The 25,957-nt window shown below is 63.9% G+C and carries 22 protein-coding genes and 1 tRNA gene; 12 read left to right on the top strand and 11 right to left on the bottom strand.

The genetic code is table 11. The features are described 5' to 3' along the window. Nucleotides 1-121: 121 nt before the first annotated feature. Nucleotides 122-198 (top strand) — tRNA-Pro (locus C9I57_RS08610). Between the two features lie 165 nt (nt 199-363). After that, nucleotides 364-618: a hypothetical protein gene (locus C9I57_RS32400; protein WP_146166192.1), complete on the top strand. Its 255-nt coding sequence runs from the start codon at nt 364-366 to the stop codon at nt 616-618. 883 nt (nt 619-1,501) lie between these two features. Here C9I57_RS32400 and C9I57_RS08600 read toward each other — a convergent pair. Continuing rightward, entirely contained in the window at nt 1,502-2,074 is a 573-nt protein-coding gene (locus tag C9I57_RS08600) for a hypothetical protein (protein WP_107150226.1), read from the bottom strand. A gap of 95 nt (nt 2,075-2,169) precedes the next feature. On the opposite strand from C9I57_RS08600, the gene C9I57_RS08595 reads away from it, so the two are divergent. Beyond that, nucleotides 2,170-2,517: a MarR family transcriptional regulator gene (locus C9I57_RS08595; protein ID WP_107150225.1), complete on the top strand. Its 348-nt coding sequence runs from the start codon at nt 2,170-2,172 to the stop codon at nt 2,515-2,517. A gap of 201 nt (nt 2,518-2,718) precedes the next feature. Then, nucleotides 2,719-3,585 carry an NYN domain-containing protein gene (locus C9I57_RS08590; RefSeq protein WP_107150224.1) on the top strand — a complete coding sequence of 289 codons (867 nt, stop codon included), beginning with the start codon at nt 2,719-2,721 and terminating at the stop codon, nt 3,583-3,585. A gap of 51 nt (nt 3,586-3,636) precedes the next feature. Here C9I57_RS08590 and C9I57_RS08585 read toward each other — a convergent pair whose 3' ends face one another. Continuing rightward, nucleotides 3,637-6,807, bottom strand: a complete 3,171-nt coding sequence (locus C9I57_RS08585; RefSeq protein ID WP_107150223.1) for a multidrug efflux RND transporter permease subunit — start codon at nt 6,805-6,807, stop codon at nt 3,637-3,639. Between the two features lie 229 nt (nt 6,808-7,036). On the opposite strand from C9I57_RS08585, the gene C9I57_RS08580 reads away from it, so the two are divergent. The 7 genes from C9I57_RS08580 (at nt 7,037) to C9I57_RS08550 (ending at nt 13,692) form a co-directional block, all read left to right on the top strand. Beyond that, entirely contained in the window at nt 7,037-8,332 is a 1,296-nt protein-coding gene (locus C9I57_RS08580) for an HlyC/CorC family transporter (protein WP_107150222.1), read from the top strand. 106 nt (nt 8,333-8,438) lie between these two features. Continuing rightward, complete coding sequence (locus tag C9I57_RS08575) at nt 8,439-9,668, top strand: GspE/PulE family protein (RefSeq protein WP_107150591.1); 1,230 nt, start codon at nt 8,439-8,441, stop codon at nt 9,666-9,668. Nucleotides 9,669-9,717: 49 nt separating this feature from the next. Further along, nucleotides 9,718-10,950, top strand: coding sequence for a type II secretion system F family protein (locus tag C9I57_RS08570; protein WP_107150590.1), 1,233 nt, complete (start codon nt 9,718-9,720; stop codon nt 10,948-10,950). Nucleotides 10,951-11,046: 96 nt separating this feature from the next. Next, nucleotides 11,047-11,901, top strand: a complete 855-nt coding sequence (locus C9I57_RS08565; RefSeq protein ID WP_258187562.1) for a prepilin peptidase — start codon at nt 11,047-11,049, stop codon at nt 11,899-11,901. Between the two features lie 7 nt (nt 11,902-11,908). Next, nucleotides 11,909-12,556 (top strand): dephospho-CoA kinase, encoded by a 648-nt coding sequence (coaE, locus tag C9I57_RS08560; RefSeq protein WP_107150588.1) that lies wholly within the window; start codon nt 11,909-11,911, stop codon nt 12,554-12,556. 89 nt (nt 12,557-12,645) lie between these two features. Next, nucleotides 12,646-13,401 (top strand): cell division protein ZapD, encoded by a 756-nt coding sequence (zapD, locus tag C9I57_RS08555; protein WP_107150221.1) that lies wholly within the window; start codon nt 12,646-12,648, stop codon nt 13,399-13,401. Between the two features lie 87 nt (nt 13,402-13,488). Beyond that, nucleotides 13,489-13,692 (top strand): DNA gyrase inhibitor YacG, encoded by a 204-nt coding sequence (locus tag C9I57_RS08550; protein ID WP_107150220.1) that lies wholly within the window; start codon nt 13,489-13,491, stop codon nt 13,690-13,692. 23 nt (nt 13,693-13,715) lie between these two features. Here C9I57_RS08550 and C9I57_RS08545 read toward each other — a convergent pair whose 3' ends face one another. The 4 genes from C9I57_RS08545 to secA all read right to left on the bottom strand — a co-directional run bounded on the left by C9I57_RS08545 (nt 13,716) and on the right by secA (nt 19,265). Continuing rightward, nucleotides 13,716-14,141, bottom strand: coding sequence for an NUDIX domain-containing protein (locus C9I57_RS08545; RefSeq protein ID WP_107150219.1), 426 nt, complete (start codon nt 14,139-14,141; stop codon nt 13,716-13,718). Then, nucleotides 14,138-14,998, bottom strand: coding sequence for an ATP-binding protein (locus C9I57_RS08540; protein ID WP_107150218.1), 861 nt, complete (start codon nt 14,996-14,998; stop codon nt 14,138-14,140). The genes C9I57_RS08545 and C9I57_RS08540 overlap by 4 nt, the downstream gene beginning before the upstream one ends. Nucleotides 14,999-15,061: 63 nt before the next feature. Next, nucleotides 15,062-16,291, bottom strand: coding sequence for a bifunctional glutamate N-acetyltransferase/amino-acid acetyltransferase ArgJ (gene argJ, locus C9I57_RS08535; protein ID WP_107150217.1), 1,230 nt, complete (start codon nt 16,289-16,291; stop codon nt 15,062-15,064). 142 nt (nt 16,292-16,433) lie between these two features. Then, a complete protein-coding gene (secA, locus tag C9I57_RS08530; protein ID WP_107150216.1) occupies nt 16,434-19,265 on the bottom strand; it encodes a preprotein translocase subunit SecA in 2,832 nt (943 codons plus the stop codon). Between the two features lie 241 nt (nt 19,266-19,506). On the opposite strand from secA, the gene C9I57_RS08525 reads away from it, so the two are divergent. After that, complete coding sequence (locus C9I57_RS08525) at nt 19,507-20,007, top strand: DUF721 domain-containing protein (protein WP_107150215.1); 501 nt, start codon at nt 19,507-19,509, stop codon at nt 20,005-20,007. A 105-nt stretch (nt 20,008-20,112) separates the two neighbouring features. Here the strand turns inward: C9I57_RS08525 and lpxC are convergent, their stop codons facing one another. From lpxC to C9I57_RS08495, 5 genes are all read right to left on the bottom strand, one after another. Continuing rightward, nucleotides 20,113-21,030: a UDP-3-O-acyl-N-acetylglucosamine deacetylase gene (gene lpxC, locus C9I57_RS08520; RefSeq protein ID WP_107150587.1), complete on the bottom strand. Its 918-nt coding sequence runs from the start codon at nt 21,028-21,030 to the stop codon at nt 20,113-20,115. 643 nt (nt 21,031-21,673) lie between these two features. Further along, entirely contained in the window at nt 21,674-22,882 is a 1,209-nt protein-coding gene (gene ftsZ / locus C9I57_RS08510; RefSeq protein WP_018442621.1) for a cell division protein FtsZ, read from the bottom strand. Between the two features lie 105 nt (nt 22,883-22,987). Then, entirely contained in the window at nt 22,988-24,220 is a 1,233-nt protein-coding gene (gene ftsA, locus C9I57_RS08505) for a cell division protein FtsA (protein WP_018442622.1), read from the bottom strand. 26 nt (nt 24,221-24,246) lie between these two features. Continuing rightward, on the bottom strand, nt 24,247-25,008 hold the full coding sequence (locus C9I57_RS08500; RefSeq protein WP_107150213.1) for a cell division protein FtsQ/DivIB: 762 nt from the start codon (nt 25,006-25,008) through the stop codon (nt 24,247-24,249). 10 nt (nt 25,009-25,018) lie between these two features. Next, nucleotides 25,019-25,957, bottom strand: a complete 939-nt coding sequence (locus tag C9I57_RS08495; RefSeq protein WP_107150212.1) for a D-alanine--D-alanine ligase — start codon at nt 25,955-25,957, stop codon at nt 25,019-25,021.

Here is a 25,957-nt window from a genome sequence, read left to right as displayed (position 1 = left end):
CCGCCGGCGATTTCTCGATACGGCCATTCCCTTCACGCGGAAACGCTGTTAGAATGGCGGTCTTGCTCGACGGATATGCGGCTTCCATTGTCGCAGAACGTTCGCTTCGAGCGTCAAATTTCGGGGTGTAGCTTAGCCTGGTAGAGCGCTACGTTCGGGACGTAGAGGCCGGAGGTTCGAATCCTCTCACCCCGACCAGAATTTTCCGTGAGAAATCAAGACAAGAGCCGTCCACTAACCTGGACGGCTTTTTGTTTTCCGGCCGTTCTGCGCCAAAACTGCGCCAACGCTTCCCGGCACACCGGGCGGGCGATGGCTAAAACCGATCGCAACACGTGGTTTCTTTTTCACCAAGGACACCACATGGCCAACATCGCTAACCGCTCCCGCTTCATCGTGCGCGTGCAGAACCGCGACGACCTCGACCGCAGCGTCCCCTACAACCAGACGAAGAAGGTCGAACAGTACGTCGCCGACCTCCGGGGGTCAGGGGTTCAAACCGCGCATCGAGCGGGCGGACGACACCGACTTCGTCCGCATCCGGCAAAAAGGCTACCCGGAGCTGCAACGCACGGTCGGCTCGCTCGTGGAAGCCGGAGCACTCGTCAATCGGATTGAGGTTCAGCGCAACGCCGGCCTGGTCATCGACTATGCGAGCGCGCACAAGATGACCTTCGCTGACTGCATCGTGCGCTTCATCCGCGAGGAATGCGTCATGCGCCAACGCTTGCGCGCACGCGCGTATTCCATTATATTTTTTATAACAATACGAGGCGAGAGAAGCCATGCGGGCGATACCACCGACCCCTGTCGATTCCGAGCGTTTAACGCATCAAACGAGGGGGCAATTTCGCGGTGCATGGCTATCGTGCTATCCGACGTTCAACCTCGCTTTGCAACATGCTGAAACCGATCTTCGCGCGCTGCCCCCTTACGCCAAGCTTCCCATATTGAAGCGGATGACTTGCGCACAGCCCTGCTCGTCAGCAAGCATCAACGACGTTCGCGTTGCGTATGTCGAGATCAGTACAGCTTGCGTGGTGGAAGCAGTGGAGCGCTATCTGACTTCGGGGATGCGCAGCGAAGAGAAGGAGATCGAGCCCGGCCTCTCGGCAAGTCTTGAAACGGTCGCCGCGCAATTTGCGCCAACGGCAATTCCTCTCGTCGCAAGGCCGCCTTGCTTACTCAGTCCCGGCAAAGGCATTTTCCTCGAGGGATGGGCACGCTTCTTTGCCTATTGGTCTCGCAGGGACAAGACGATACCGCTTCTTGCCGTGGACTGGCCCGTCTTGTACGAGAGGCTGACTTCATGTGCATCCCAAGGGCGCGAGACAGCTGCGGACACGCAGCGCTGAGGCGAGCGGCTGCTCGTTCGCTGCCCTTGCGTCGGGTGCGTCACACGGAATTTGGACCTGCTTTCCAACTACGGCCCAATCGGCATTGATGCGCATTGGAACGTGATTCAATAGGGCAGGGTGCCGGATCGGTAGTATCCGGCTCGTCACTTTGGGAACTCACGGACCTTGCGTGGACTGCGGCTTTTCGGCAACAGCGCGAGGAAGCCCTTCATGACGTAAAGAACGATCAACGCGCCGGATAGATCGCCCACGAACATCATGAGGAAGCTTTCGGCAATACCGTGCGTTTGACCTCTCAACGCAAACCAGATGTGATGCAACAGCGGGTTTGCGACTGAGTATGCAACGGCCAGTATCAGAAGTCGTTTGGGCGTGAGATTCGCCAATGACGACTGCAACCCGTACCGCTCTTGCGCAAGCCGATAAACAGCGTACGGGGCGGCCGTGCCAATGATCGCACCTGCAATCGAGCGCACTGGGTCATGCGGGAAGAAGTAGAGAAAATCGACGAGCAAGCTCGCTATCAGCAGGCCAAATGCGCCGTCCCCACCCAATAGCAATGTGCTCAGAAGCCTGACACCTGACGGGAGGTAGACCCAGTTCACGCCCCGCACGAACTCGCTGTGCGTGAATATGACCTCGTTGAGGAACAATGAGGCAATGAATGCGGCAGCCGTGCCAGCCACGGACCAGACATGTAATCGTAAGCTCGACATGGCGGTAAAATCTTGACGTTCATATCCCGACGGGTCGTCATGATAGCTCTGCCCACCTTCGGCGCCTGTACGTGCTTGCCTGGAGAAGGTCCGGCATGACACGTCCTGCTGACATCTATTTACGGTTTTTGCAACTGGCGGAAGCGTTGCGTGGATTGCCGTCGTTGCCGTCGCTCGATCCGCTGGAAGAACGGATGCTCGAACTCGTCGCCCGCGCCACGCAAGCCAAGGACCGCTTATCCGTGCGCGACATGATCGCGCATTCAGAGCTCGGCTCTCCTGCCACCCTTCACGCACGGATCACTTCGATGCGCGAAAAAGGATGGATCATGCTCAGCGATACCGAAGACGCTCGACGTAAACAGATCGAACTCACTCCGGCCGCGCTGCGCCACTTCGATAAGCTCGGCGAGGCTTTCGCCAAAGCGGCAAAGGGCAGCTGAGGCGATCAGTACTCGCCAGGAACTCGCACGACCGGTCAACGCATCCGGCCCGTGAGGACAAGCCATTGACAACTCGCCCCCGAACAATTACATTTCGCTGACTACTTCGGCGCCCAACGGCGCCTGCTACCTCGATGTCCCGAAGACATCTCTACGAAAAAGGGCGCTTTCGCGCCCTTTTTCCATTCATAGGGCGGAATAATGCGAAGAGTCGCAGTTTTTGCGGACGCCGGATATTTTTGGGTCCAAGTAGCAAACGCCGTGTTTGGCGCGAAATCTCCTAGGTCAGCAGTCAAGCTCGATTACGAGCGGCTGAGGAACACTCTTTTGGCTGAAGTCGCTGCGCAGTTTCCGGGCATCGATTTGCTGCGCGTTTATTGGTATGACGGCCCGAGCCAGAACGGCCAAAAAACCGTGCATCACCATTGCATCGATAAACTCGACGATTTCAAGCTTCGACTCGGCACGCGCAACGGTGCTGGGCAGCAGAAAGCCGTGGATGGGCTCATCATCGCCGATATGCTGGGGCTAGCTCAAGCACGAGCCATCACGGACGCGCTGCTGATATCCGGCGATGCTGACATGACGCCAGGCTTAGTAGCCGCGCAGAATCTCGGGCTCAAAGTGCACTTGCTGATAATGGGACCGAGCTCAGCAACGTCGCCGCAGTTGGCGGCAGAAGCCGATCGCAAGTTTTCTTGGAGTGCAAAGATCATAGAGAGCTTTGCCGAGCCGGCACCGCCGGTAGATCGAGTACCGGCAGACGCGGTTGCTACTTCAGTTCAGCCATTCATAGCCGCGCCGATCGCAGCAGATATTGCTTTTGCAACCAAGCCAGAGCCGACTGAATCGGCGGCTCTTGATTGGGCCGCAATTGCGAAGAAGGCGCACAACGGAATATCGGCCAGCGGGCATGCAACAACACTGACCAGCTTGACGCGAACTGCTATCCAACTGCCCAAAATCATACATGTCGCTCTGTTGCGCACCGGCGCAGCAACGGTAAAGCGATCGCTCCAGGAAGCGGAGAAGCGCCAGCTTCGCAGCGAATTCAAGAAGTTGCTGTAACAGGCACCGACCTACAGCACCTGCCTGCTTATTGCCCGCTGCGCGGATTCGTCACGATGCCTCGACCTCAGGACCGCGTAGCGCCTCGGCATCGTCGCCTTCGCGTTGGGGCCGATCGGCAACATCCTCCTGCACGGCTCGCCGCCGCTGCGTGACGCGCATCACAAGATAGAAGGCCGCCGGCGTAAAGAGGAGTCCGAGCAACGTCGCGGCGATGACGCCGCCGAACACGCCAGTCCCGAGCGAATGACGGCTTTCCGCACCCGCGCCTTGCGAAAGCACGAGCGGCACGACGCCGAGCAGAAACGCCGCCGACGTCATCACGATCGGCCTGAAGCGCATCGCCGATGCTTCGACGATTGAGTCGACAAGCGGGATGCCGCGCGCATGCAGATCGCGCGCGAACTGCACGATCAAAATCGCGTTCTTCGCCGCCAAGCCGATGACCGTCACCATGCCGATCTTGAAATAGATGTCGTTCGGCAGACCGCGCATGAACATGGCCGCCACGGCACCCGTCATCGCGAGCGGCACGACGATCAGCACCGCGAACGGAATCGTCCAGCTCTCATAAAGAGCGGCCAGCACCATGAATACGGCGAGCATCGACAAGCCGATCAGCAGCGGCGTCTCACGCGTCGCCTGTGTCTGAGCGAGCGACGCATCGGCCCAGTCGTACGCGATGCCCTCGGGCAGACGGGCGGCGAGCCGTTCCATCTCGGCCATCGCCTCGCCCGAGCTGTAGCCGTCCGCCGCGCGGCCCGTCACGTCGAGCGACGGGTAGCCGTTGTAGCGCGTGAGCATGGTCGGACCGCGCGTCCAATCGAGCGACGCGAACGCAGCAAACGGCACCATCTGTCCATTCGCGTTACGCACATCGAGCTTGAGCAGATCGGCATCGGTCGCGCGCATCGACGCGTCGGCGCCCACCATCACGCGCAGCATGCGCCCGCCCGCCGGAAAGTCATCGACATATGACGTGCCGAACGTGTTGGCAAGCACATCGTCGATCGCGTCGAACGATACGTTCATCGCGTAAGCCTTCGCACGATCGATGTTCAGTACGACGCGCGGCGCGTCGGGCAGCGTCTCCGAATGCACGTCGGCGAGAACGGGACTTCGCGCGGCCAGTTCCAGCAGCTGCTCGCGCGCCGTATTGAGCACGTCGTTGCCGACGCCGCCTCTGTCCTCGAGATGGAACGTGAAGCCGTCCGACTTGCCGAGCCCGGGCACCGAGGGCGGCAACTGTGCGATCACCCCGCCCGCGGCAATCTTCTCGAACTTCGCGTTGAGCCGGTCGCGCAACGTCTGCGCGTCGATGTCGCGATTCTTCCAATCCTTCAGGTCGACAAACGCCATACCGACGTTCTGCCCGCTCCCGTTGAAACTCCAGCCTATGACCGTCGTGACGTTCGAGACCGCCGATTCCTGCCGAAGGACGTCTTCGACTTCGCGAATGACCGAGAACGTACGCCCTTGCGTCGCCCCGGGCGGAAGCTGGACCATGACCTGCAACTGACCTTGGTCCTCCGTGGGCAGAAAGCCGTCGGGCAGCGATGCATACATCAGCGCCGCCGCGCCGATCAACGCAAGATGAACCCCGAGGACGGGCCGTGAGCGTCGGAGCAATCGCGCGACGAGGTTCCGGTAGCCGCCCGAAGCGCGATCGAACGACGCCACGAAACGACCGCCAAAACACTTCGCATGATCGGCCGCCGGCTTGGGCGCCATGCGCAAGCTCGCGCATAGCGCCGGCGCGAGCGAGAGCGCCATGAACGCGGACACGAGGATGGCCGCGATCATCGCAATCGCGAATTGCCGATAAATGCCGCCGACGCCCCCGGTGAAGAAAGCCATCGGCACGAATACGACCGTCAGCACCGCCGTGACACCGACTATCGCGCCGCCGATCTGCGCCATCGCCTTTTTCGTCGCCGCTCTCGCACTCAAGCCCTCTTCCCGCATGATGCGCTCGACGTTCTCTACAACGACGATCGCATCGTCGACGAGAATGCCGATCGCGAGCACGAGACCGAACAGCGTGAATACGTTGATCGACAGCCCGCATACGGACATCGCGGCGAGCGCGCCCATCAGCGCGACAGGAATCACGACACTCGGCACGAGCGTGTAGCGCAAGTCGCGCAGGAAAAGCCACATCACGCAAAAGACGAGCACGATCGCCTCGAGCAGCGTGACGACGACCTCGTCGATCGCAATCTTCACGAAATGCGCGCCGTCGTACGGGATCGAAACGGCGACGCCGGGCGGTAGCTGTTTCGAAATCTCCGCGAGGCGCGCGCGAATGGCATTCGAGGTCGCGAGCGCATTGCCGTCGGGCGCGAGCGAGATGCCGACCGTCGCCGCGTCGTGTCCATTCAGACGCGACCAGAACGTGTAGTCGCTGCGGCCGAGCTCGACGCGCGCCACGTCGCCGAGCCGCACGAGCGCACCGCTTTGCCGGGCTTTCAGCACGATATTGGCGAATTCGGCGGGTGTGCGCAGTTGGCCCCGCACGCTGACCGAGGCCGTGATCGCCTGGCCCGGCCCCGACGGCGTGTTGCCGATCGCTCCCGCCGTGACGGCCGCGTTCTGCGCCCGAATGGCTGCGTTGACGTCCGCCGGGGCAAGACCATACTCGCGCAGCTTCATCGGGTCGAGCCAGATCCGCAGCGCCTCGTCGGCATCCCAAAGCTCGGCATTGCCGACACCGGGCGCGCGCTTCAACTCGCGCAGCACGGAGCGGCTCAGATAGTCGCCGAGCGCCGTGGAATCGCGCGTGCCGTCGGTCGAAACCAGACTCACGAGCATGAGGAACGTGTTCGTCGCCTTGAAGACGCCGATACCCTGTTGCACCACCTGTTGCGGCAACCGGGGCTCGACCTGCTTCATACGGTTTTGCACGCCGACCATCGCAATATCGGGATTCGTGCCAGGCGCGAAAATCGCGTCGATTTCGAGGTTGCCGAAACCGTCGCTCGAGGTCGCGTAGTACTGCAGGCCGTCGACGCCATCGAGGCTCTCCTCGATGACGCTGGCGACGTTGCTGTCGACCACCTCGGCGGAAGCCCCCGGATAGGACGCGCTGATGACAATGCGCGGCGGCGTGAGCTTCGGATATTGCATGACCGGCAACATCGGCATCGCAAGCACGCCGGCCAGCACGATTCCGAGCGCCACGATCCACGCGAATACAGGACGGTCGATAAAGAAAGAAGGCACGCGCTCACCTCACCGAGAAAGTAAATGGCGGGGCATTCGCAAAACGTGGACTTGCCGTTCCTCGCAAGCACATTCGGTGGATGCTAGCGAGCCAAATTACCGCCGTCAAACAAAGTTTGATAAAAACAAATTTTGTCTTCCCAGCCTTGGCCACTCGGCCAGTCGGGCTGACGAAAAGGTCTCTGCTATATTCTGTGCATCCTTATCCCTTCCGCTTTTTGCGTAACGCGTGGAACAAATTCCTTTATGGGCGCAGATCGGCGCCGTCATCGTTCTCCTCTTCTGCTCCGGCTTCTTCTCGATCTCCGAAACAGCCATGATGGCGTTGAACCGCCATCGCCTGAAACATCTCGCCAACAAGGGCGCGTTCGGCGCAAAAACGACGCAGAGCCTGCTCGCGCGCACCGACCAGCTGCTCGGCGTGGTCCTCATCGGCAACAATCTGCTCAACACGATCATCCCCGTGCTGACGACCTCGATCGCCCTGCGCACGTTCGGCAACGACAACGTCGTGCTCTCAGTCGCCACGGGCATCGTCGCGTTTCTCATCATCGTATTCGCCGAAATCACGCCGAAGATCGTAGGCGCCACCTATCCGGACAAAATCGCGCTCCCGGCCAGTTTCGTCATCGCGCCGCTCATGCGCGTCCTGAAGCCTGTGATCTGGTTCGTCAACCTGTTTTCGAACGCGATCCTCTTCACGCTCCATATCAATCCGAGGGGAGGACGGGAACAACGGCTCAGCACCGACGAGCTGCGCACGATCGTTCTTGAATCGGCCAGCTACATGCCGACCAAGCACCGCAGCATCCTCCTCAATCTGTTCGATCTCGAGGACATCACCGTCGACGACGTGATGATTCCGCGCCGGCGCATCGAGGCGCTCGATTTCAATGCGCCGTTCGACGACATCCTTCATCAGCTCGAGACGTGCTATCACAACAAGCTCATCGTCTACGAGGGCGACATCGATCGTGTGCTCGGCGTCCTGCACGTGCGCAAGACGCTCGCGTCCCTGCACAAGCAGGAGCTCGAGCGCGAATCGCTGCGCGAGTTGCTCGCCGAGCCGTACTTCGTGCCCTCGGGCACGCCCGTCTTCCAGCAACTGCAGTTCTTTCAGGAGTCGCGGCAGCGCACGGCGCTCGTCGTCAACGAATACGGCGAACTGCAAGGACTCGTCACGCCCGAGGACATCCTCGAGGAACTGATCGGCGAGTTCACGACGTCGATTCCGCGCGGCGTCGGCTCGCGACGCGGCTGGAACGAGCAAGGCGAGTGCATCGTCGCGGGCAGCATGCCGCTGCGCGAACTCAATCGCTGGCTTCAGCTGAGCTTGCCGACAGATGGCCCAAAGACATTGAACGGCCTCATTCTCGAGACGCTCGAGGAGATTCCCGAAGGCGATGTCTGCGTGCAGATCGGCGACGTCCAGATCGAGGTCTTGCAAAGCGACGATCAGACCATCCGCACGGTCAAGGTCTTCAAGCCGAGGGGCGTCGCTGTCGCGAAAAGCGCGCGCGCCTGAGCGCCGCCGCGAAAGGAGTCCTAGCCATCCGGCCGAATACCGGCCCGCCGCCAATCGCGCGATGATCGCGCCATCGTGTTTCAACGGCGGCGGTTGCCGGCATTCGATGTCTTCCTCGCTTCTCTCTTCTTCGATCGCGGCCGCGATGCCGCAGCCGTCCGGAATGGATGACGCGCCGGCGGTCCGGCTCCTCGCCGAGACGCTCGCGCAGGCCTGCGCACTCGGCGCATCGGATATCCACGTCGAGCCCGGCGAGCGCGGCTGGCGCATTCGCCTGCGCGTCGACGGCACGCTGCACGAAGCGGTCCGGCCGCCCGCGCATCTGCGTGACGCGTTCGTCACGCGCATCAAAGTGCTCGCCCGCCTCGACATCGCCGAACGCCGTGTGCCGCAAGACGGACGGCTTCGGCTCGCCTCGGCGGCGGGCAAGACGGAAGATTACCGGGTGAGTTCGCTCCCTACCCTCTTCGGTGAAAAGCTCGTGCTGCGGCGTCTCGATACGCTGCCCGACGAGTTTTCGCTCGATGCGCTCGGCTTCACGACGCAGCAACGCGCGCTCGTCGAGGCCGCGATCCGCACACCGCATGGCCTCATTCTCGTGACGGGGCCGACCGGCAGCGGCAAAACGCTTTCGCTACATTGCTTCATGCAGATGCTCAACGCGGAGTCGCGCAATATCTGTGCGGTCGAGGATCCGGCCGAGATTCAGCTTGCCGGGATCAATCAGGTCAATGTCCGGGAGAAGGCCGGACTGACGTTCGCCGTGGCGCTGCGCGCGTTTTTGCGGCAGGACCCCGATGTGATCATGGTTGGGGAGATCCGCGACGGCGAAACGGCGGACGTGGCGTTCAAGGCCGCGCAAACGGGACACCTTGTTCTCTCCACGCTGCACACGAACGACGCGGCCGGGGCGATTGCACGCCTTCTCGACATCGGCGTCGCCCCCTATAACCTCGCCGCCGCGCTCAAGCTTGTAACGGCGCAGCGCCTCGTGCGGCGCCTTTGCACACGCTGCAGAAAACCTGCTCGAGCGGCGGATGCCTCGCTGCGCGCGGCGGGATTCGCGGAAGAAGAAATCCGCGGCTGGACGTCTTATGTCGCCTGTGGCTGCGAAGACTGCCACGGTATCGGCTATAAGGGGCGCGTCGGCATCCACCAGGTCATGCCCGTATCTGCCGCGATGCGCGAGCTCATCGTCGCGCGCGCAACGGGGGAGCCGTTAGCGCGCCAGGCTCGCGCGGAGGGGACCGAAACACTTCGCCAGGCGGCGCTTGCCCGCGTGCGCGACGGTACGACGAGCTTGAGCGAGGCGGTCGCCGCGACGGAGGCGGGATGAGCGGCCGCACCCGCGCATTCCGTTGCTGGGCGGCTGGACGGGCGGCGACATGAACGGCCGCGGCGAGTTGCTGGAATTGAGCGCGGTCCGCGCCGAGCGGCGCTTCGCGTGGCAAGGCATCGAACTCGACGGCCGGCGCCGGCGCGGCGTGGTCGTGGCTGTCGATGCCGCGGCGGCACGCGCGCGGTTGCGTCGGCGCGACGTCGTCGTGCTCGCGCTAGCCGAGCGCGGCAAAGCCCCCCGACCCAAAGCGAGCCAGCGCGAGGTCACCGGCTTCACGCGGCAACTGGCGAGTCTGTTGCACGCGGGCGTGCCGCTCGCGCAAGCGCTTGATCTCATCGCGCAAGCGTCAGCCGCAGGCGGCATGGCGCGCATCGCGGAGGCGCTCGCACGCGGCATCACGGATGGAGCCCGGTTCGCGGCGGCACTCTCGTCGTTCCCGCTGCAGTTCGACGCCTTTTACTGCCAGCTCGCCGCAGTCGGCGAGGCCTCGGGGTCGCTGGCCGCGACGCTCGCGCGGCTCGCCGAAGAGCGCGAGCGCGCCGCGGACTTACGCGCCAAAGCGCGGGCCGCGCTCGCCTATCCGATGGCCGTATTGCTTTTCGCAATCGCCGTCACGGCCGCGTTGCTCATCTGGGTCGTGCCGACATTTCAGCAGGTCTTCGAGAGCTTCGGAGCCGGCCTGCCCGCGCCGACGCGCGCGGTCATAGCGATTTCCGAGGCGCTCGCTGAAGCGGGCGGCGCAATTGCCGCTGCCATCGCGGCGTGCTATCTGATCACGGCGCGCCTCGTGCGAACTTCGGGGCGCGCACGTCTTGCGTTGCATGAGATGGCCTTGGCCGCGCCGATCGTCGGACCGCTTTGCACGGCGGTTGCCGTCGCACGCTTTTGCCGTGCGCTCGGCACGCTGCTCGCCGCCGGCACGCCCCTCGCCGAGGCGCTCGGCTCGCTCACGCAGGCAACCGGCAACGCCCATTTCGATCGCGCCGGTACCGAAATCGCAGCCCGCCTTGCCCGCGGAGAACGGCTCGCCGCCGCGATACGAGCCGTGGGCCGTTTCCCACGCTCGATCGTCGAAACCATCGCAATCGCCGAAGAATCGGGCGCGCTCGATGTGATGCTGCTCGACATGGCCTCGCTCGCCGAGCGTGAAGCGCGCCAAAAACTGACCCTGCTTACCGCGCTGGCGGAGCCGGTCGTCGTCGTTGTGTTGGGCGCGCTCGTGGGCGGCTTGGTCGTCGCGCTCTATCTGCCCGTCATCGAGATCGGCAACGTGGTGTAGCATCCAGCCCATTCGACCCTCTGCTCGTCGCCACTGCCGTCCGTGTACACCTTCATGTTCAGCGCCCCGTTCTCGGAGCCGACCTCGAGCTTCGGCATGGCCCTCGCCCATTTGCCGCCCGGCTGGCAATACGTCTTCGCGATCGTTTTCGGCCTGGTGATCGGCAGTTTTCTGAACGTCGTCGCGCATCGGCTCCCCGTCATGCTCGAGCGCGCCTGGCGCCTGGAAGTCAGCGAGGCGACGGGCGAGCCCCCGGACGCGGACGGACTGCCGGCCCGCTACAACCTTTGGTTGCCGCGCAGCGCCTGCCCGCACTGCGGACATGTGCTGCGCGCGTGGGAGAACATCCCGCTGCTCAGCTATTTGCTGCTGCGCGGACGCTGTTCGGCATGTCGCGCGCCGATCGGCGTCCGCTATCCCGCTGTCGAGCTGGCGAGCGGTGCATTGGCGGCCCTTGCGCTCTTCCGCTTCGGCCCGTCCGGCGCCGCGCTCGCGGCTTTCGGGCTTTGTGCGGCGCTGCTTGCGATGAGCGCGATCGACATCGAGACACGCCTGCTGCCCGACTCGCTCACGCTGCCGCTGCTGTGGGCCGGACTCATCGTGAATTTCGCCGACACCTTCGCGAGCTTGCGCGAAGCCGTTGCCGGTGCCATCGTGGGGTATCTGTTCCTGTGGGGCGTGTATTGGGTGTTTCGGTTCGTGCGTGGCATCGAGGGCATGGGGTACGGAGACTTCAAGCTGCTCGCCGCGATCGGCGCGTGGCTCGGCTGGGCGGCGCTGCCGCAGGTCGTCCTCATCTCGGCTGTAACGGGGGCGCTCGTCGGACTCCTGGCGACCGGGCTCGGCCGGATGCGCTTCCAGGAGCCGCTGCCGTTCGGCCCGTTTCTCGCGGCCGGCGGTGCGGCGACGCTCTTTTGCGGCACGCCGCTCTTTCACCTGTTCGGGACCTGAGGTGACGATGCGCTCGGTAGATGCTGATCGTTTGATCGTCGGGCTGACCGGCGGCATCGGTAGCGGCAAGACCTTCGTCGCCGATCTGTTCGCCCTGCATGGCGTCACGATCGTCGACACGGACGCGATCGCGCACCGTATCACGGCACCGCGGGGGGCCGCGATGCCGCGCATCGCGCGCGAGTTCGGCGAGGCATTCGTCGCGCCCGACGGCTCGCTCGATCGCGCGAAGATGCGGGCGCTCGTGTTTGCCGACGTTCGGGCGAAAGCGCGCCTCGAGGCCATCACGCACCCGCTCATTCGTGAAGAGACGCAGCGCGAGGTCGCCGCGGCAAGCGGTCATTACGTCATCACGGTCGTTCCGCTGCTGGTCGAAGCGGGCGAATGGAGATCGCGTTACGATCGGGTTCTCGTCGTCGATTGCAGCGTCGAGACCCAGATCGCGCGAGTCATGCGGCGCAACGGGTTCGCGCGCGATGAAGTCTTGGCGATCATCGCGCGTCAGGCCACCCGCGAAGCGCGGCTTGCGGCCGCCGACGACGTACTGGTCAACGAGGATCGGACACCCGAAGCCCTTGCTGACGAGGTACGTCGATTGCACGAAAGCTATTTGTCGTTGGCGAAAAGCACTTCCCGCCTGCACCCCGGTTCGTAAAAAGCGCTCGATTCCGCGATTGCGACGGTCAATGCACGGCATTAGAATGTCCTGCAATCCATCACCCACGACGCCAGAGGCGAGCGCGCTTGATCCTTTACGAGTATCCGTTCAACGAGCGAATTCGCACGCTGCTGCGTCTCGAAGATCTGTTCGAGCGCTTCACGTTCTTCCTGAGCCAAGACGACGCGAGAGAGCACCACGTCGCGCTGACGACGCTGTTCGAAATCGCCGAAGTCACGGGGCGGGCGGATCTGAAGTCGGACCTGATGAAAGAGCTCGAGCGCCAGCGCCAGACTTTGGCGCCGTTTCGCGGCAACCCCGGCATCGAACAGAACGCGCTCGAAACGGTGCTTACCGAGATCGAGCAGACCCTGAGCGGCCTAGCACAGATGCAGGGCAAGACGGGCCAGCACCTGACCGACAACGAGTGGCTCTCGAGCATTCGCAGCCGCGCCATCATCCCCGGTGGAACGTGCAAATTCGATCTGCCGTCGTACTACGCGTGGCAGCAGACGCACCCCGACCAGCGCAGGCAAGACATCGCCAAATGGATCATGCCGCTTTTGCCGTTGCGCGATGCGGCAATGATCGTCCTGCGCCTTGCCCGCGAATCGGGGCAGGCGTCGAAGGTCATGGCGATGCAGGGCAGCTATCAACAGATGCTGTCGGGTCGCACCTATCAATTGATGCAGGTTCGGGTTTCACCGGAGTTGCGCGTGATACCCGAAGCGAGCGCCAATAAATACATGCTCTGGGTGCGCTTCACCGTGCAGGACGGCGACATGCGTCCGCGGGCCGTCGATGTCGACGTGCCGTTCCATCTGACGCTTTGCAGCCTTTGAAGCGTGCGGGCAGAATAGCCGGTTCGCCGGTCGCGGCCCCGCTCGACACGGCTCGACCGAACCTGTTTTTCGACGATTGCTTGAGCGATGATCACCGTTGTGAAATGCCCGACATGCGGCAGGGAAGTCCGCTGGGTACCTGAAAACCGCTTCCGCCCCTTTTGCTCCGAGCGATGCAAGCAAATCGATCTCGGTGCCTGGGCCGCCGAGCGGTACCGGATAGGCGGCGCGGACGACGATGAAGCACCGTCGTCCGACGATGCCCGTGGCGGCGATGATTTGAAGAACTGAAGCGCTAAGCGAGCCGCGCCAGCTCAGTCCGCCGCCAACATCTCGAGCACGGGAATCGCCGCCGGCAGCAGCGGCGAGACGGCTACGGGCAATCCCTGCCAGCTGAATGCCTGCCCCTCGCGGCCATGCGGCTCGCCGCGCCAGCGAGTGACTTTGCAGAAGTAGAGGCGCACGTAGGCGTGCGGGTAATCGTGCTCGAGCGTGTGCCAGAGATGGCATTCCTCGACGAAGATGCCCAGCTCTTCATGCAACTCGCGCGCGAGCGCCGCTTCGACGGTCTCGCCGTTCTCGAGCTTACCGCCAGGGAATTCCCAATAGCCCTCGTACGGCTTCCCGGCCGGACGCTGCGCGAGCAAGTAGCGTCCGTCGGGCTGCACGAGCACGCCGACCGCCACTTCGGTGACCGGCCGCGGCGACTTTTCACCCGGCATCCGACCTGCGCTCGTCATTTCTTGCCCGACCGATCGCGCGCGAACTGCCAGGCCACGCGTCCGGACCGCGAGCCGCGCTCGAGGGCCCAGACGAGCGCGTCGCCGCGAGCCGCCTCGATTTCGGCATCGTCGCAACCGAAATGTCGGAGCCAGTGCGCGACGATCGTCAGATAGTCGTCCTGCTTGAACGGATAGAAGCTGACCCAGAGGCCAAAACGTTCGGACAACGAAATTTTTTCTTCGACGACTTCGCCTGGGTGAATCTCACCGTCCGCCGTGTGCTTGTACGTCTCGTTGTCGCTCATGTACTCGGGCATCAGATGGCGGCGATTCGAGGTCGCGTAGATCAGCACGTTGTCCGACTGTGCGGAAACCGATCCGTCGAGTGCCACTTTCAGCGCCTTGTAGCCCGATTCGCCTTCTTCGAACGAGAGATCGTCGCAAAAGACGATGAACCGCTCGGGGCGCGGCGCGATGAGTTCGGTGATGTCGCCGAGGTCATGCAGGTCGTCTTTATCGACCTCGATGAGGCGCAGGCCATCGGCCGCGTACGCGTTCAGGCATGCCTTGATCAAGGACGACTTGCCGGTGCCGCGGGCACCCGTCAGCAGCACGTTGTTCGCAGGCCGCTTGGCCACGAACTGGCGCGTGTTCTGCTCGATCAGCGCCTTTTGCCGGTCGATGTTCTGCAAATCGCTGAGCGTGATGGGCGAAATCGCCTCGACGGCCTGCAGATAGCCGCGCCCTTGGCGCTTGCGCCAGCGAAAGGCCACCGCGGCCGACCAGTCCACCTCGGGAGCGGCCGGCGGCACCATCGCCTCGAGGCGGCCGAGCAGGGACTCGGCGCGAGCGAGAAACTGTTCGAGTTTGTCCATGAGAGAGAGAGCCTGCGTGCCGCGGCGGCATGGGAAAAAACCCGCCGCCGGCGGCTTCCAGCGTTACGAGCGGTAGTCGGCGTTGATGCTCACGTATTCGTGCGACAGGTCGCACGTCCAGATCGTCGCGTCGGCCGATCCGCGGCCCAGCAGCACGCGGATCGTAATCTCGCTTTGCTTCATGACGCGCTGGCCGTCCTCCTCGCGATACTCGGGGTGGCGGCCGCCCGCCTTCGCGACGTGCACATCGTCGAGATAGAGATCGATTTTCGCGACGTCGAGATCGGTCACGCCGGCGTAGCCGATCGCCGCGAGGATTCGCCCGAGATTCGGATCGGACGCGTAGAAAGCCGTTTTGACGAGCGGTGAGTGACCGATCGCATAGGCGATCTGGCGGCACTCGGCAACGCTCGTCCCGCCCTCGACGCGCACGGTGATGAATTTGGTCGCCCCTTCCCCATCGCGCACGATCAATTGCGCGAGCGTTTGCGCGACTTCCACGACCGCGTTGCGCAGCTCGGCATAAGCGGCCGTCGACGTCGACGTGATCGGCGGCAGGCTGGACTTGCCGGACGCGATCAGGATGAACGAGTCGTTGGTCGACGTGTCGCCGTCGATCGTGATGCAGTTGAACGAGCGATCGGCGACGTCCTTCACGAGCGCGTCGAGCACGGGCTGCGCCACGGCCGCGTCGAACGCCAGGAAGCCGAGCATCGTCGCCATGTTCGGCTTGATCATGCCCGCGCCCTTGCTGATGCCGGTGAGCGTCACGGCATGGCCGTCGATGCTCACCTGGCGTGAGGCGGCTTTCGGCTGCGTGTCGGTCGTCATGATCGAGTGCGCCGCCTCGTACCAGTGTGCGGCCCGCAGATTCGACAAGGCAACCGGCAAACCGGCCTTCAGCCGATCGATCGGCAGGGGCTCGAGAATTACGCCCGTCGAAAACGGCAGCACCTGCTCGGGCGCGATACCCGCCAGGCGCGCGAGCTCGGCGCAGGTCTCGCGCGCGTGCGCGAGACCGGGCTCGCCGGTGCCGGCGTTGGCATTGCCCGTATTGACGACGAGCGCGCGAATCCCGTTGCCTTTCGCCAGGTGCTCGCGGCAGACCGTCACGGGCGCCGCGCAGAATTGGTTCGCCGTGAAGACGCCCGCCACTGTCGCGCCTTCTTCGATCGACATCACGAGGACGTCCTTGCGATTCGGCTTGCGAATGTTGGCCTCGGCCCACCCGAGCGTGACGCCCGCGACGGGATGGAGTTGCTCGGGATCGATCGAAGGAAAATTGACAGCCATCGTCTGAAGACCTATCGGAAGCCGTGAAAGGTGAAAACGCCTCGCGCCCCGAAGGGTGCACCCTTTTGGGGGCTCCCTGAGGAAGTCCCCTTGCGGGAGGGGGCAGCGAACGCAGTGAGCATGGGGGCAGCCTTCATCAACTTCATGCCAGCCTGCCGTGGCATTGCTTGTACTTCTTGCCGCTTCCGCACGGGCACGGATCGTTGCGTCCGACCTTCGGCACGCTGCCCGCCACGGATTGCGCGCCCGCGGTGGCATGTGCACCGTGGCTCATCGCCTCGCCAACCATCTGGGCCGTCGCGTCGGCCGCCGTAGGCGCCGCGACCGCGGCCGCGGCCGTCGCCGTCGCGGCCTCATCGGCGAACTCGGCGTGGCGGAACTCGACGTTCTCGATGTGGCCGCCCTGCTCTTCGTACTGCTCCGTGGCCTCCTCGAGTTGCTCGGGCGACTGGATCCGCACGTTCATCACGATGCGCGTGACCTCGGTCTTGACGATATTGAGCAGCGCCTCGAAGAGCTCGAACGCTTCGCGCTTGTATTCCTGCTTGGGGTTCTTCTGCGCGTAGCCGCGCAGATGGATCCCTTGCCGCAGATGGTCTAGCGCGGCGAGATGCTCGCGCCAGAAGCGATCGAGCGTTTGCAGCATGATCGAGCGCTCGAAGGCACTGAACGCTTCGCGCCCGACGAGCGTGACCTTCGCCTCGTAGGCTTCATCGGCGGCCGCGAGCACGGCTTCGACGATGTCTTCAGCATCGAGCGACTGCGACTCGCTGATCATCTCCTGGACCGCGAGATCGAGCTGCCAGTCGCTGCGCAGCGCCTCTTCGAGTTCGGGCGCCTGCCACTGCTCTTCGATGCTGCCCGCCGGGATGAATTGACGGACCACGTCCGTGATCACCGCATGGCGCATCGCCGCGATCGTTTCGGTGATGTCGTGCGCCTCGAGCAACTCGTTGCGCTGCTGATAGATGACCTTGCGCTGATCATTCGCGACGTCGTCGTACTCGAGCAGTTGCTTGCGAATATCGAAGTTGCGCGCCTCGACCTTGCGCTGCGCCGATTCAATCGAGCGTGTGACGATGCCGGCCTCGATCGCCTCGCCTTCGGGCATGCGCAGGCGGTCCATGATCGCGCGCACGCGGTCGCCCGCGAAAATGCGCAGCAGCGGATCCTCGAGCGAAAGATAAAACCGCGACGAACCGGGGTCGCCCTGACGGCCGGCGCGGCCGCGCAGCTGGTTGTCGATACGGCGCGACTCGTGCCGCTCGGTGCCGACGATATGAAGGCCACCGGCTGCCTTCACTCGATCGTGCAGCGCCTGCCACTCGTCATAAAGTGCCTGGGCCCGGGAAGCCTTCTCCTCGGGAGAGAGCGACGGATCGGCCTCGAGCAGCGCGGCTTGCTTCTCGGCATTGCCGCCGAGCACGATGTCGGTGCCGCGGCCCGCCATATTCGTGGCGATCGTGATGCGCTGCGGCCGCCCCGCTTCCGCGACGATCCCGGCCTCGCGCGCGTGCTGCTTCGCGTTCAGCACTTCGTGCGGCAGGCCCGCCTTCGTCAGCAGGTTCGAGAGCAGCTCTGAATTCTCGATCGAAGTGGTGCCGACGAGGACCGGCTGCCCACGCTCGTAGCATTCGCGGATATCGCGGATCACCGCGTCGTAACGCTCCTTCGCCGTCTTGTAGATCTGATCCTGCAGATCGATCCGCTTCGGTGGCCGGTTCGTCGGAATGACGACCGTCTCGAGGCCATAGATCTCGTTGAACTCGTAGGCCTCGGTATCCGCTGTACCGGTCATGCCCGAAAGCTTCACGTACATGCGGAAGTAGTTCTGGAACGTGATCGAGGCGAGCGTCTGGTTCTCGCTCTGGATCTTCACGTGCTCCTTCGCCTCGACAGCCTGGTGCAGCCCGTCGGACCAGCGACGGCCCGGCATCAGCCGGCCCGTGAACTCGTCGACGATGATGACCTCGCCGTTCTGCACCACGTAGTGCTGATCGCGGAAGAACAGCGTATGCGCGCGCAATGCCGCATAGACGTGGTGCATGAGCGTGATGTTCTGCGGCGCGTAAAGACTTTCGCCCTCGGCGATCAAGCCCCATTCGAACAACATCCGCTCGGCCTTCTCATGCCCTGATTCGGTCAGATAGACCTGGCGCGACTTTTCGTCGAGCGTGTAGTCGCCGGGCTTCTCGACGCCCGTCCCGTCGGCGCGCTCCTCGCCGATTTGCCGCTCGAGCAGCGGCGGCAGCGCGTTCATGCGGACGTAAAGATCCGTATGGTCTTCGGCCTGCCCCGAGATGATCAGCGGCGTACGGGCCTCGTCGATGAGGATCGAGTCCACTTCGTCGACGATCGCGAAGTTGAGCGAGCGCTGCACGCGCGCGCTCGTCTCGTAGACCATGTTGTCGCGCAGGTAGTCGAATCCGAACTCGTTGTTCGTGCCGTACGTGATATCGGCCGCATAAGCCTCCTGCTTGGAGGCATGATCCATTTGCGACAGATTGACGCCGACGCCGAGGCCGAGGAAGTTATAGAGCTTGCCCATCCACTCGGCATCGCGCTGAGCGAGATAGTCGTTGACCGTCACGACGTGCACGCCGCGCCCCGATAGCGCATTGAGATAAGCGGCGAGCGTGGCGACGAGCGTCTTGCCCTCGCCCGTGCGCATTTCGGCGATCTTGCCGTAATGGAGTGCCATGCCGCCGATCAACTGCACGTCGAAGTGCCGCATCTTCAGCACGCGACGGCTCGCCTCGCGACAAACGGCGAACGCCTCGGGCAGCAGCTTGTCGAGCGATTCCCCGCTCGCCACGCGCTGACGGAACTCGTCCGTTTTGGCGCGCAGTTGCTCGTCCGTCAATTGCTCGATCTGCGGCTCGAGCGAATTGATCACCGCAACGGTCTTTAGGTACTGCTTGATCAGCCGCTGATTACGGCTGCCAAAAATCTTTTGGAGAAAACCGGTGGTCATCGGTCGGTTTGCGTCGCGGCTTCGGTCGGTCCGCACGCGAGGTGCGGCTCGCGGAGAGGGCTCCGCGGGATGCCGAATCGTATGGCCTCGGCGGCTTATCCATGAGTGAATTCGAATCGCGGATTTTAGCACGCGAGACTTAATGTGCCGTGTCAGTGGCGGGGCGGGCCGGACACGGCGGCGCCCCGCTCTCGCGGCGGCGAGCGCGGCGTGACCCGAGGGCAAAGGTACAATCGCGCCCATGAGCCGTTTTTCGCGATCATCCCCCCCTGCCGGGCCGGCCCGGCCGCAACCGCTAGCCGAGGTGCTCGGTCGTACCGATGCGTTCGCGGCGCTACGCGCCGGCGTCGAGCAGATTTCGGCGCTCGAGCGCGATCTCGCGCAATTGCTGCCTGACTATCTGGCAACGAGCGTGGAGCCCGGCTTCGTCAAAGACGGCGCGCTGACGATCTTCGCCGCGCATAGCGCGCTCGCGGCGCGGCTCAGGCACCTCGAGCCGCGGCTCGTCGCCGAGTTGCAGCAACGCGGCTGGAACGTGCGCACGCTTGCCGTAAAGGTGAGGCCTAAGGCCGAGGCGCAAGCCCCGCGGCCGAAAGAAGCACGCATGACGCCGATCGGCGCGGCCGCGTTGCGCACGCTGAGCGAAACGCTGCCCCCCTCGCCGCTGACGACGGCGCTCGCCCGCATGGCGGCGCGCCACGGCGCGGGCAAATCCGCCGGCGACGGCAAGAAAAGCAAATAGGCGGCGATGCTCGGAGCAAGGCCGCCTTCATTTGTGTCGTGGCTATCGCCGTATCAGTGGCTCGGCACTACGCAAAGCGCGCGCAACAGACAATCCGCAAGGGTTTCAGGCGAATGCCGTCTGTGCGTCGTAGCCGAACCCGCGCGGCGCGTGTTGCGCATCCTCGAACGTGACCATCTCATAAGCGTCTTCGCGAGCGAGCAGCTCGCGCAGCAACGCATTGTTGAGGCCATGCCCCGATTTGTACGCGGTGTAAGACGCCAATAGCGGATGGCCGATGACGTAAAGATCGCCGATCGCATCGAGCATCTTGTGCTTTACGAACTCGTCGTCGTAACGAAGTCCGTCGTTGTTGAGGACGCGGTATTCGTCGAGCACGATCGCATTGTCCATGCTGCCGCCGCGCGCGAGGCCGAGCTCACGCATCATCTCGACTTCGTGCGCAAAGCCGAAAGTCCGTGCGCGGGCAATTTCACGAACATACGAGGTCGTCGCGAAATCGACTTCGAGCGCCTGTCCCGTCTTGTCGACAGCCGGGTGATGGAAATCGATCGTGAACTTGAGCTTGAAGCCGAAATAGGGCTCGACGCGCGCGAATTTGTCGCCTTCGCGCACTTCGACGGGCTTCGTCACCTTGATGAATTTCTTCAGCGCGTTCTGCTCCTGAATGCCGGCCGACTGCATCAGGAAGACGAACGATGCCGCGCTGCCGTCCATGATCGGAATCTCTTCGGCCGTCACGTCGACATAGAGATTGTCGATGCCGAGGCCGGCGCAGGCCGACATCAGATGCTCGACGGTCGAAACGCGCGCGCCATCCTTTTGCAGCACCGAAGCAAGACGTGTGTCGCCGATCGCGAGCGCCGAAGCCGGGATGTCGACGGGGCTCGGCAAATCGACGCGCGAGAACACGATGCCGGTGTTCTCGGCAGCGGGACGGAGCGTCAGATCGACCTTGCGTCCTGAATGGAGGCCAATGCCGACTGTCTTGACGATCGATTTGATAGTGCGTTGCTTCAGCATGGTCATTCGTCGATTGGAATTCTCAATCGCGCTTCTTATTTCATAGTACGGATTATACCGTATTGGCGTGCCGCTGTCTTGCTGCCCGACGTATCAGTGTGTTTCTTCCCGTTACCCTGAGAGAGCAACGGCATCCGGCGCCCGGAACGGAGGCATTCCCGGGCGCCGGCCAATCGCTGGCGGTCATCGAACGTTACAAAGCGACTCAAAAGAGCGGAGCAGACGTGGCCTCGACGCAACGCGGCAACGCTGTGCGCCGGTTTTTCGTCGAAGCGACGGCCGTCGACATCTTCCGTCCGCGCGATCGCACTCCGCGCATCTTGCCCGAGATGCGCGCCTTTCGCACGGCAGTAAGCCTCGACGCAGACCGCGCGCCGCCAACCTATCTTGCGGCCCGCTGCCAGATCCGCCTGTCGCAGGGCGCCTCGCAGATTCGCGTGCGCCGTGCGCCGCCGCGGTGCGCCGCCACCGGACGCACGCGTGCCGACAGCCTGCCGACCCGCTTCGCCGATGCGCCGCGCACCGTCGCTCCGACCGCGCGTCCGAGAAGACGCGGCCGTCTTGCGCCGTTGCCGTTCAACATGCTCAGCCCTTCGTGCGCTCGCAAGCGCTCATCGCGCGACGCCGTTTGGCGCCGCGCGCGTCAGTCCGCCTGCTTGCGCAAGAACGCCGGGATGTCGTACGTGTCGACGCCCTTTTCCTGCAGCGCCTGCACGTGCGAAGCGGCGGTTTCGCGCGAGTTGCGCCAGACGGCCGGCGTGTCGAACGCGCCGTAATCGGCCGACGACGTCGCGTGCGGCGTCGCATAGCCGTGATGCACGGCGCTGACGGGCTGGTTGTCCGTGCCCGTGCGCAGGAGCGTCATCGGTGCCGACTGCTGCTTCTTCGCGGCGCTCGCGGCGGTGCGGCCAAGCCCCGTCGCGACGACGGTCACGCGCAACGCATCGCCCATCGCGTCGTCGTAGACGGCGCCGAAGATGACGGTCGCGTCTTCAGCCGCGTAGCTCTTGATCGTGTTCATGACCTCGCGCGTTTCCGAAAGGCGCAGCGAACGGCTCGACGTGATGTTGACGAGCACGCCGCGCGCGCCCGACAGATCGACGCCTTCGAGCAGCGGGCTCGCAACGGCCTGCTCGGCGGCGAGCCGCGCGCGATCGACGCCGGCCACGGTCGCCGTGCCCATCATCGCCTTGCCCTGCTCGCCCATCACCGTCTTCACGTCCTCGAAGTCGACGTTCACGAGACCGTCGACGTTGATGATCTCCGCAATGCCGGCCACCGCGTTGTTGAGCACATCGTCAGCGCACTGGAAGCACTTGTCCATTTCGGCGTCATCGCCCATCACCTCGAACAGCTTGTCGTTCAGGACGACGATCAGCGAGTCGACGTGATCCTCCAGTTGCTGCGAACCTGCCTCCGCCACGCGCATCCGCTTGCCGCCCTCGAACTCGAACGGTTTGCTGACGACGCCGACGGTCAGGATGCCCATCTCCTTGGCGATTTGCGCGACCACGGGCGCCGCGCCCGTACCCGTGCCGCCGCCCATGCCGGCCGTGATGAAGACCATGTGCGCGCCGCGCAGCGCATCGGCGATCCGCTCTCGCGCCTCTTCGGCCGCCGCGCGCCCCATCTCGGGCTTCGCACCGGCGCCGAGGCCCGTGTTGCCGAGCTGGATCACGTGCGACGCGCGCGAGCGCGCGAGCGCCTGGGCATCGGTGTTCATGACGACGAAATCGACGCCTTGCACCCCCTTGTTGATCATATGCTGCACGGCGTTGCCGCCGGCACCCCCAACGCCGACCACCTTGATGATGGTGCCGCTGGTTTCCGTTTCCAACATCTGGAATTCCATATTGCCTCCGTCAAGAAAAAATCCCGCTCTCGGCCGTTATTCGGCAAGGGATCGGGCAATCCCCTGTCGCGCGCAAGCCGCCGGCACCGGCGCGAATTCGAAAATTCAAAAATTGCCCAAAAACCAATCCTTCATGCGCGAGAAGACCTGCCCCATCGATCCCGACTGCACGGCGACCTTGCGGCCGCGCATGCGCTGCGACGAGCCTTCGACGAGCAGCCCCATCGCCGTCGAGTAGCGCGGATTGCGCACGACGTCGGCCAGGCCGCCCGCATACTCGGGCACGCCGATGCGTACCGGCTTCAGGAAAATGTCCTCTCCGAGCTCGACCATGCCCGGCATCATCGATGCGCCGCCCGTCAGCACGACACCCGAGCTCAAGAGCTCCTCGTACCCGGATTCGCGCACGACCTGATGCACGAGCGAGAAGAGCTCTTCGACGCGCGGCTCGATGACGGCCGCGAGCGCCTGGCGCGATAGCGTGCGCGGCCCGCGCTCGCCGAGCCCCGGCACTTCGATCATTTCATCGGGGTCCGCGAGCGCCTGCTTCGCGATGCCGTAGCCGACCTTGATGTCCTCGGCGTCGGGCGTCGGCGTGCGCAGCGCCATCGCGATGTCGCTCGTCACCTGGTCGCCCGCGATCGGGATCACGGCCGTATGGCGAATCGCGCCCTCGCTGAAGATCGCGATATCGGTCGTGCCGCCGCCGATGTCGACGAGCACGACGCCGAGCTCCTTCTCGTCTTCGGTCAGCACCGCGAGCGACGACGCGAGCGGCTGCAGGATCAGATCGTTGACCTCGAGGCCGCAGCGGCGCACGCACTTGACGATGTTCTGCGCGGCGGACACGGCACCCGTCACGATGTGCACCTTCACCTCGAGGCGGATGCCGCTCATGCCGATCGGCTCGCGCACGTCTTCCTGCCCGTCGATGATGAATTCCTGCGTGAGGATGTGCAGCACCTGCTGATCCGTGGGAATGTTGATCGCCTTGGCCGTTTCGATCACGCGCGCGACGTCCGTCTGCGTGACCTCCTTGTCCTTGATCGCGACCATTCCGCTCGAGTTGAAGCTGCGGATATGACTGCCCGCGATGCCGGTAAAGACGTTTGTGATCTTGCAATCGGCCATCAGTTCCGCTTCTTCGAGCGCGCGCTGGATCGATTGCACGGTGGCCTCGATATTGACCACCACGCCTTTCTTGAGCCCCTTCGATTCGCTTTGCCCAAGACCGATCACTTCGTAATGGCCTTCGCCCCGAAGCTCGGCGACGATCGCGACGACCTTGGCCGTGCCGATGTCGAGAGCAACCAGCAGATCTTTGTAGTCTTTACTCATAGCGTGCTCATGTGTGGTTCTTTCTCTTACCTCTTGGGCTGCGCGGCGCTCGATGCATCGCCGATGAAACGCATCCCCGCCGCGCGAATCGCAAAGCCGTTCGGATAGCGCAAGTCCGCATATTCGATGTCGCTCCCCCAGCGCGCCGTCACTGCCTTCCATGCCGCGGTCAACCGTCGGCTCCGCTCCTCGAGCGTCGACGCGTTACGCTCACGGCCGTATTCGATCTCGGTGCCGTTCGACAGTTTCACGGTCCACGCATAACGCGGCGAAAGCGTCACTTCCTCCGGCGTCGCCCCGATCGGCGCCAGCCACTGCTTGAATTGGAAGTAGCGTGCGACGACTTCCTTGGCCGTGCCGGGCGGACCGTCGAACGCGGGCAGATCGTTGTCGAGCTCGCCCTGGTTCGCCGTGAAAAGCTCCCCGTCGGCGGAAACGAGCTGATCGCTGCCCCACGTTCCGAGCGGCTTGTACTCCTCGAGCGTGACGGCGAGTGCGTTCGGCCACACACGCCGCACGCTTGCGCGTCGCACCCACGGCATCTGCTCGAACGCCTGCCTCGCCGCGTCGAGATCGACGGTGAAAAAATTGCCCTTCAGATGGCCGATCACACTCGCGCGCACGGTCGGCGTATTGATGTGATCGGTGTCGCCGCCGATGAGAATGGCGGAAAGCGCAAACGATGGACGTTGCGCGAGCCAGATCCCGCCCGACGCGACGAGCGCGGCGAGCGCCAGCGCATAAAGCGCGTTGGCGGCGAGATTGAGCTGGCGAACGTTGTTCCACATGATCTGTGCGTCAGTCCTTGTCGAGCGTCAGCGCGAGCACCTCGACGACGAGCGCCTCGTAGCTGATGCCGACCGCGCGCGCCGCCTTCGGCGGCAACGAGTGATCGGTCATGCCAGGCGCCGTGTTCACTTCGAGGAAGTACGGGTTGCCGGCCGCGTCGAGCATGAAATCGGCCCGGCCCCAGTCGGTACAGCCGAGCACGTCGAACGCGCGACGCGAAAGCGCCTGCAGGCGCGCTTCCTCTTCGGGCGCGAGGCCGCACGGAATCAGGTATTGCGTGTCGTTCGCGACGTACTTCGCGTGATAGTCGTAGAACTCGCCGGCCGGCACGATCTTGATGATCGGCAACTCGAGCTTGCCCGCGATGCAGGCCGTGTACTCGCCGCCCTCGATGCTCTTCTCGACGAGCACGATCTTGTCGAACTTCGCCGCTTCCGCGAGTGCGGCCGGCAGCGCATCGGCGCTCTTCACCTTCGTCACGGCGACGCTCGACCCCTCGCTCGCCGGCTTGACGAAGAGCGGCAAGCCGAGCTTGGCGACGATGGCCTGCGCCCGCGCCGCGTAATCGTCGCCGCGCATCACCGCCTCGAACGGCGGCGTCGGGATGCCGAGTTGCTGCCAGACGAGCTTCGTGCGGAACTTGTCGAGACCGAGCGCCGAGCCGAGCACGCCGCTGCCCGTATAACGAATGCCGTAGAAATCGAGCGCGCCCTGGAGCTGGCCGTTTTCGCCATAGCCGCCGTGCAGTGCGTTGAACGCGCGCACGAAGCCCTCGTCTTTCAACGCGGACAGCGGACGCTCGGACGGATCGAACGGATGCGCGTCGATACCGGCCGCGCGCAGCCCCTGCAAGACGAGGCGCCCCGAATTGAGCGAGACCTCGCGCTCGGCGGATTCGCCACCGAGCAGCACCGCCACTTTGCCGAAACGTTTTGGATCGATATTCAT

It is taken from the genome of Trinickia symbiotica (genome assembly GCF_003028655.1).
In the GTDB taxonomy this organism is placed as follows: Bacteria; Pseudomonadota; Gammaproteobacteria; order Burkholderiales; family Burkholderiaceae; genus Trinickia; species Trinickia symbiotica_A.
The sequence above is the reverse complement of the archived record's forward strand: the minus strand, read 5'-3'. Positions and strand labels throughout refer to the sequence as shown.

Coding starts and splice junctions, on each gene's coding strand:
- C9I57_RS32400 (WP_146166192.1), top strand. CDS start 364: ATGGCCAACATCGCTAACCGCTCCCGCTTCATCGTGCGCGTGCAGAAC.
- C9I57_RS08600 (WP_107150226.1), bottom strand. CDS start 2,074: ATGTCGAGCTTACGATTACATGTCTGGTCCGTGGCTGGCACGGCTGCC.
- C9I57_RS08595 (WP_107150225.1), top strand. CDS start 2,170: ATGACACGTCCTGCTGACATCTATTTACGGTTTTTGCAACTGGCGGAA.
- C9I57_RS08590 (WP_107150224.1), top strand. CDS start 2,719: ATGCGAAGAGTCGCAGTTTTTGCGGACGCCGGATATTTTTGGGTCCAA.
- C9I57_RS08575 (WP_107150591.1), top strand. CDS start 8,439: ATGTCTTCCTCGCTTCTCTCTTCTTCGATCGCGGCCGCGATGCCGCAG.
- C9I57_RS08570 (WP_107150590.1), top strand. CDS start 9,718: ATGAACGGCCGCGGCGAGTTGCTGGAATTGAGCGCGGTCCGCGCCGAG.
- C9I57_RS08565 (WP_258187562.1), top strand. CDS start 11,047: ATGGCCCTCGCCCATTTGCCGCCCGGCTGGCAATACGTCTTCGCGATC.
- coaE (WP_107150588.1), top strand. CDS start 11,909: ATGCGCTCGGTAGATGCTGATCGTTTGATCGTCGGGCTGACCGGCGGC.
- C9I57_RS08550 (WP_107150220.1), top strand. CDS start 13,489: ATGATCACCGTTGTGAAATGCCCGACATGCGGCAGGGAAGTCCGCTGG.
- C9I57_RS08545 (WP_107150219.1), bottom strand. CDS start 14,141: ATGACGAGCGCAGGTCGGATGCCGGGTGAAAAGTCGCCGCGGCCGGTC.
- C9I57_RS08540 (WP_107150218.1), bottom strand. CDS start 14,998: ATGGACAAACTCGAACAGTTTCTCGCTCGCGCCGAGTCCCTGCTCGGC.
- argJ (WP_107150217.1), bottom strand. CDS start 16,291: ATGGCTGTCAATTTTCCTTCGATCGATCCCGAGCAACTCCATCCCGTC.
- secA (WP_107150216.1), bottom strand. CDS start 19,265: ATGACCACCGGTTTTCTCCAAAAGATTTTTGGCAGCCGTAATCAGCGG.
- C9I57_RS08525 (WP_107150215.1), top strand. CDS start 19,507: ATGAGCCGTTTTTCGCGATCATCCCCCCCTGCCGGGCCGGCCCGGCCG.
- lpxC (WP_107150587.1), bottom strand. CDS start 21,030: ATGCTGAAGCAACGCACTATCAAATCGATCGTCAAGACAGTCGGCATT.
- ftsZ (WP_018442621.1), bottom strand. CDS start 22,882: ATGGAATTCCAGATGTTGGAAACGGAAACCAGCGGCACCATCATCAAG.
- ftsA (WP_018442622.1), bottom strand. CDS start 24,220: ATGAGTAAAGACTACAAAGATCTGCTGGTTGCTCTCGACATCGGCACG.
- C9I57_RS08500 (WP_107150213.1), bottom strand. CDS start 25,008: ATGTGGAACAACGTTCGCCAGCTCAATCTCGCCGCCAACGCGCTTTAT.
- C9I57_RS08495 (WP_107150212.1), bottom strand. CDS start 25,957: ATGAATATCGATCCAAAACGTTTCGGCAAAGTGGCGGTGCTGCTCGGT.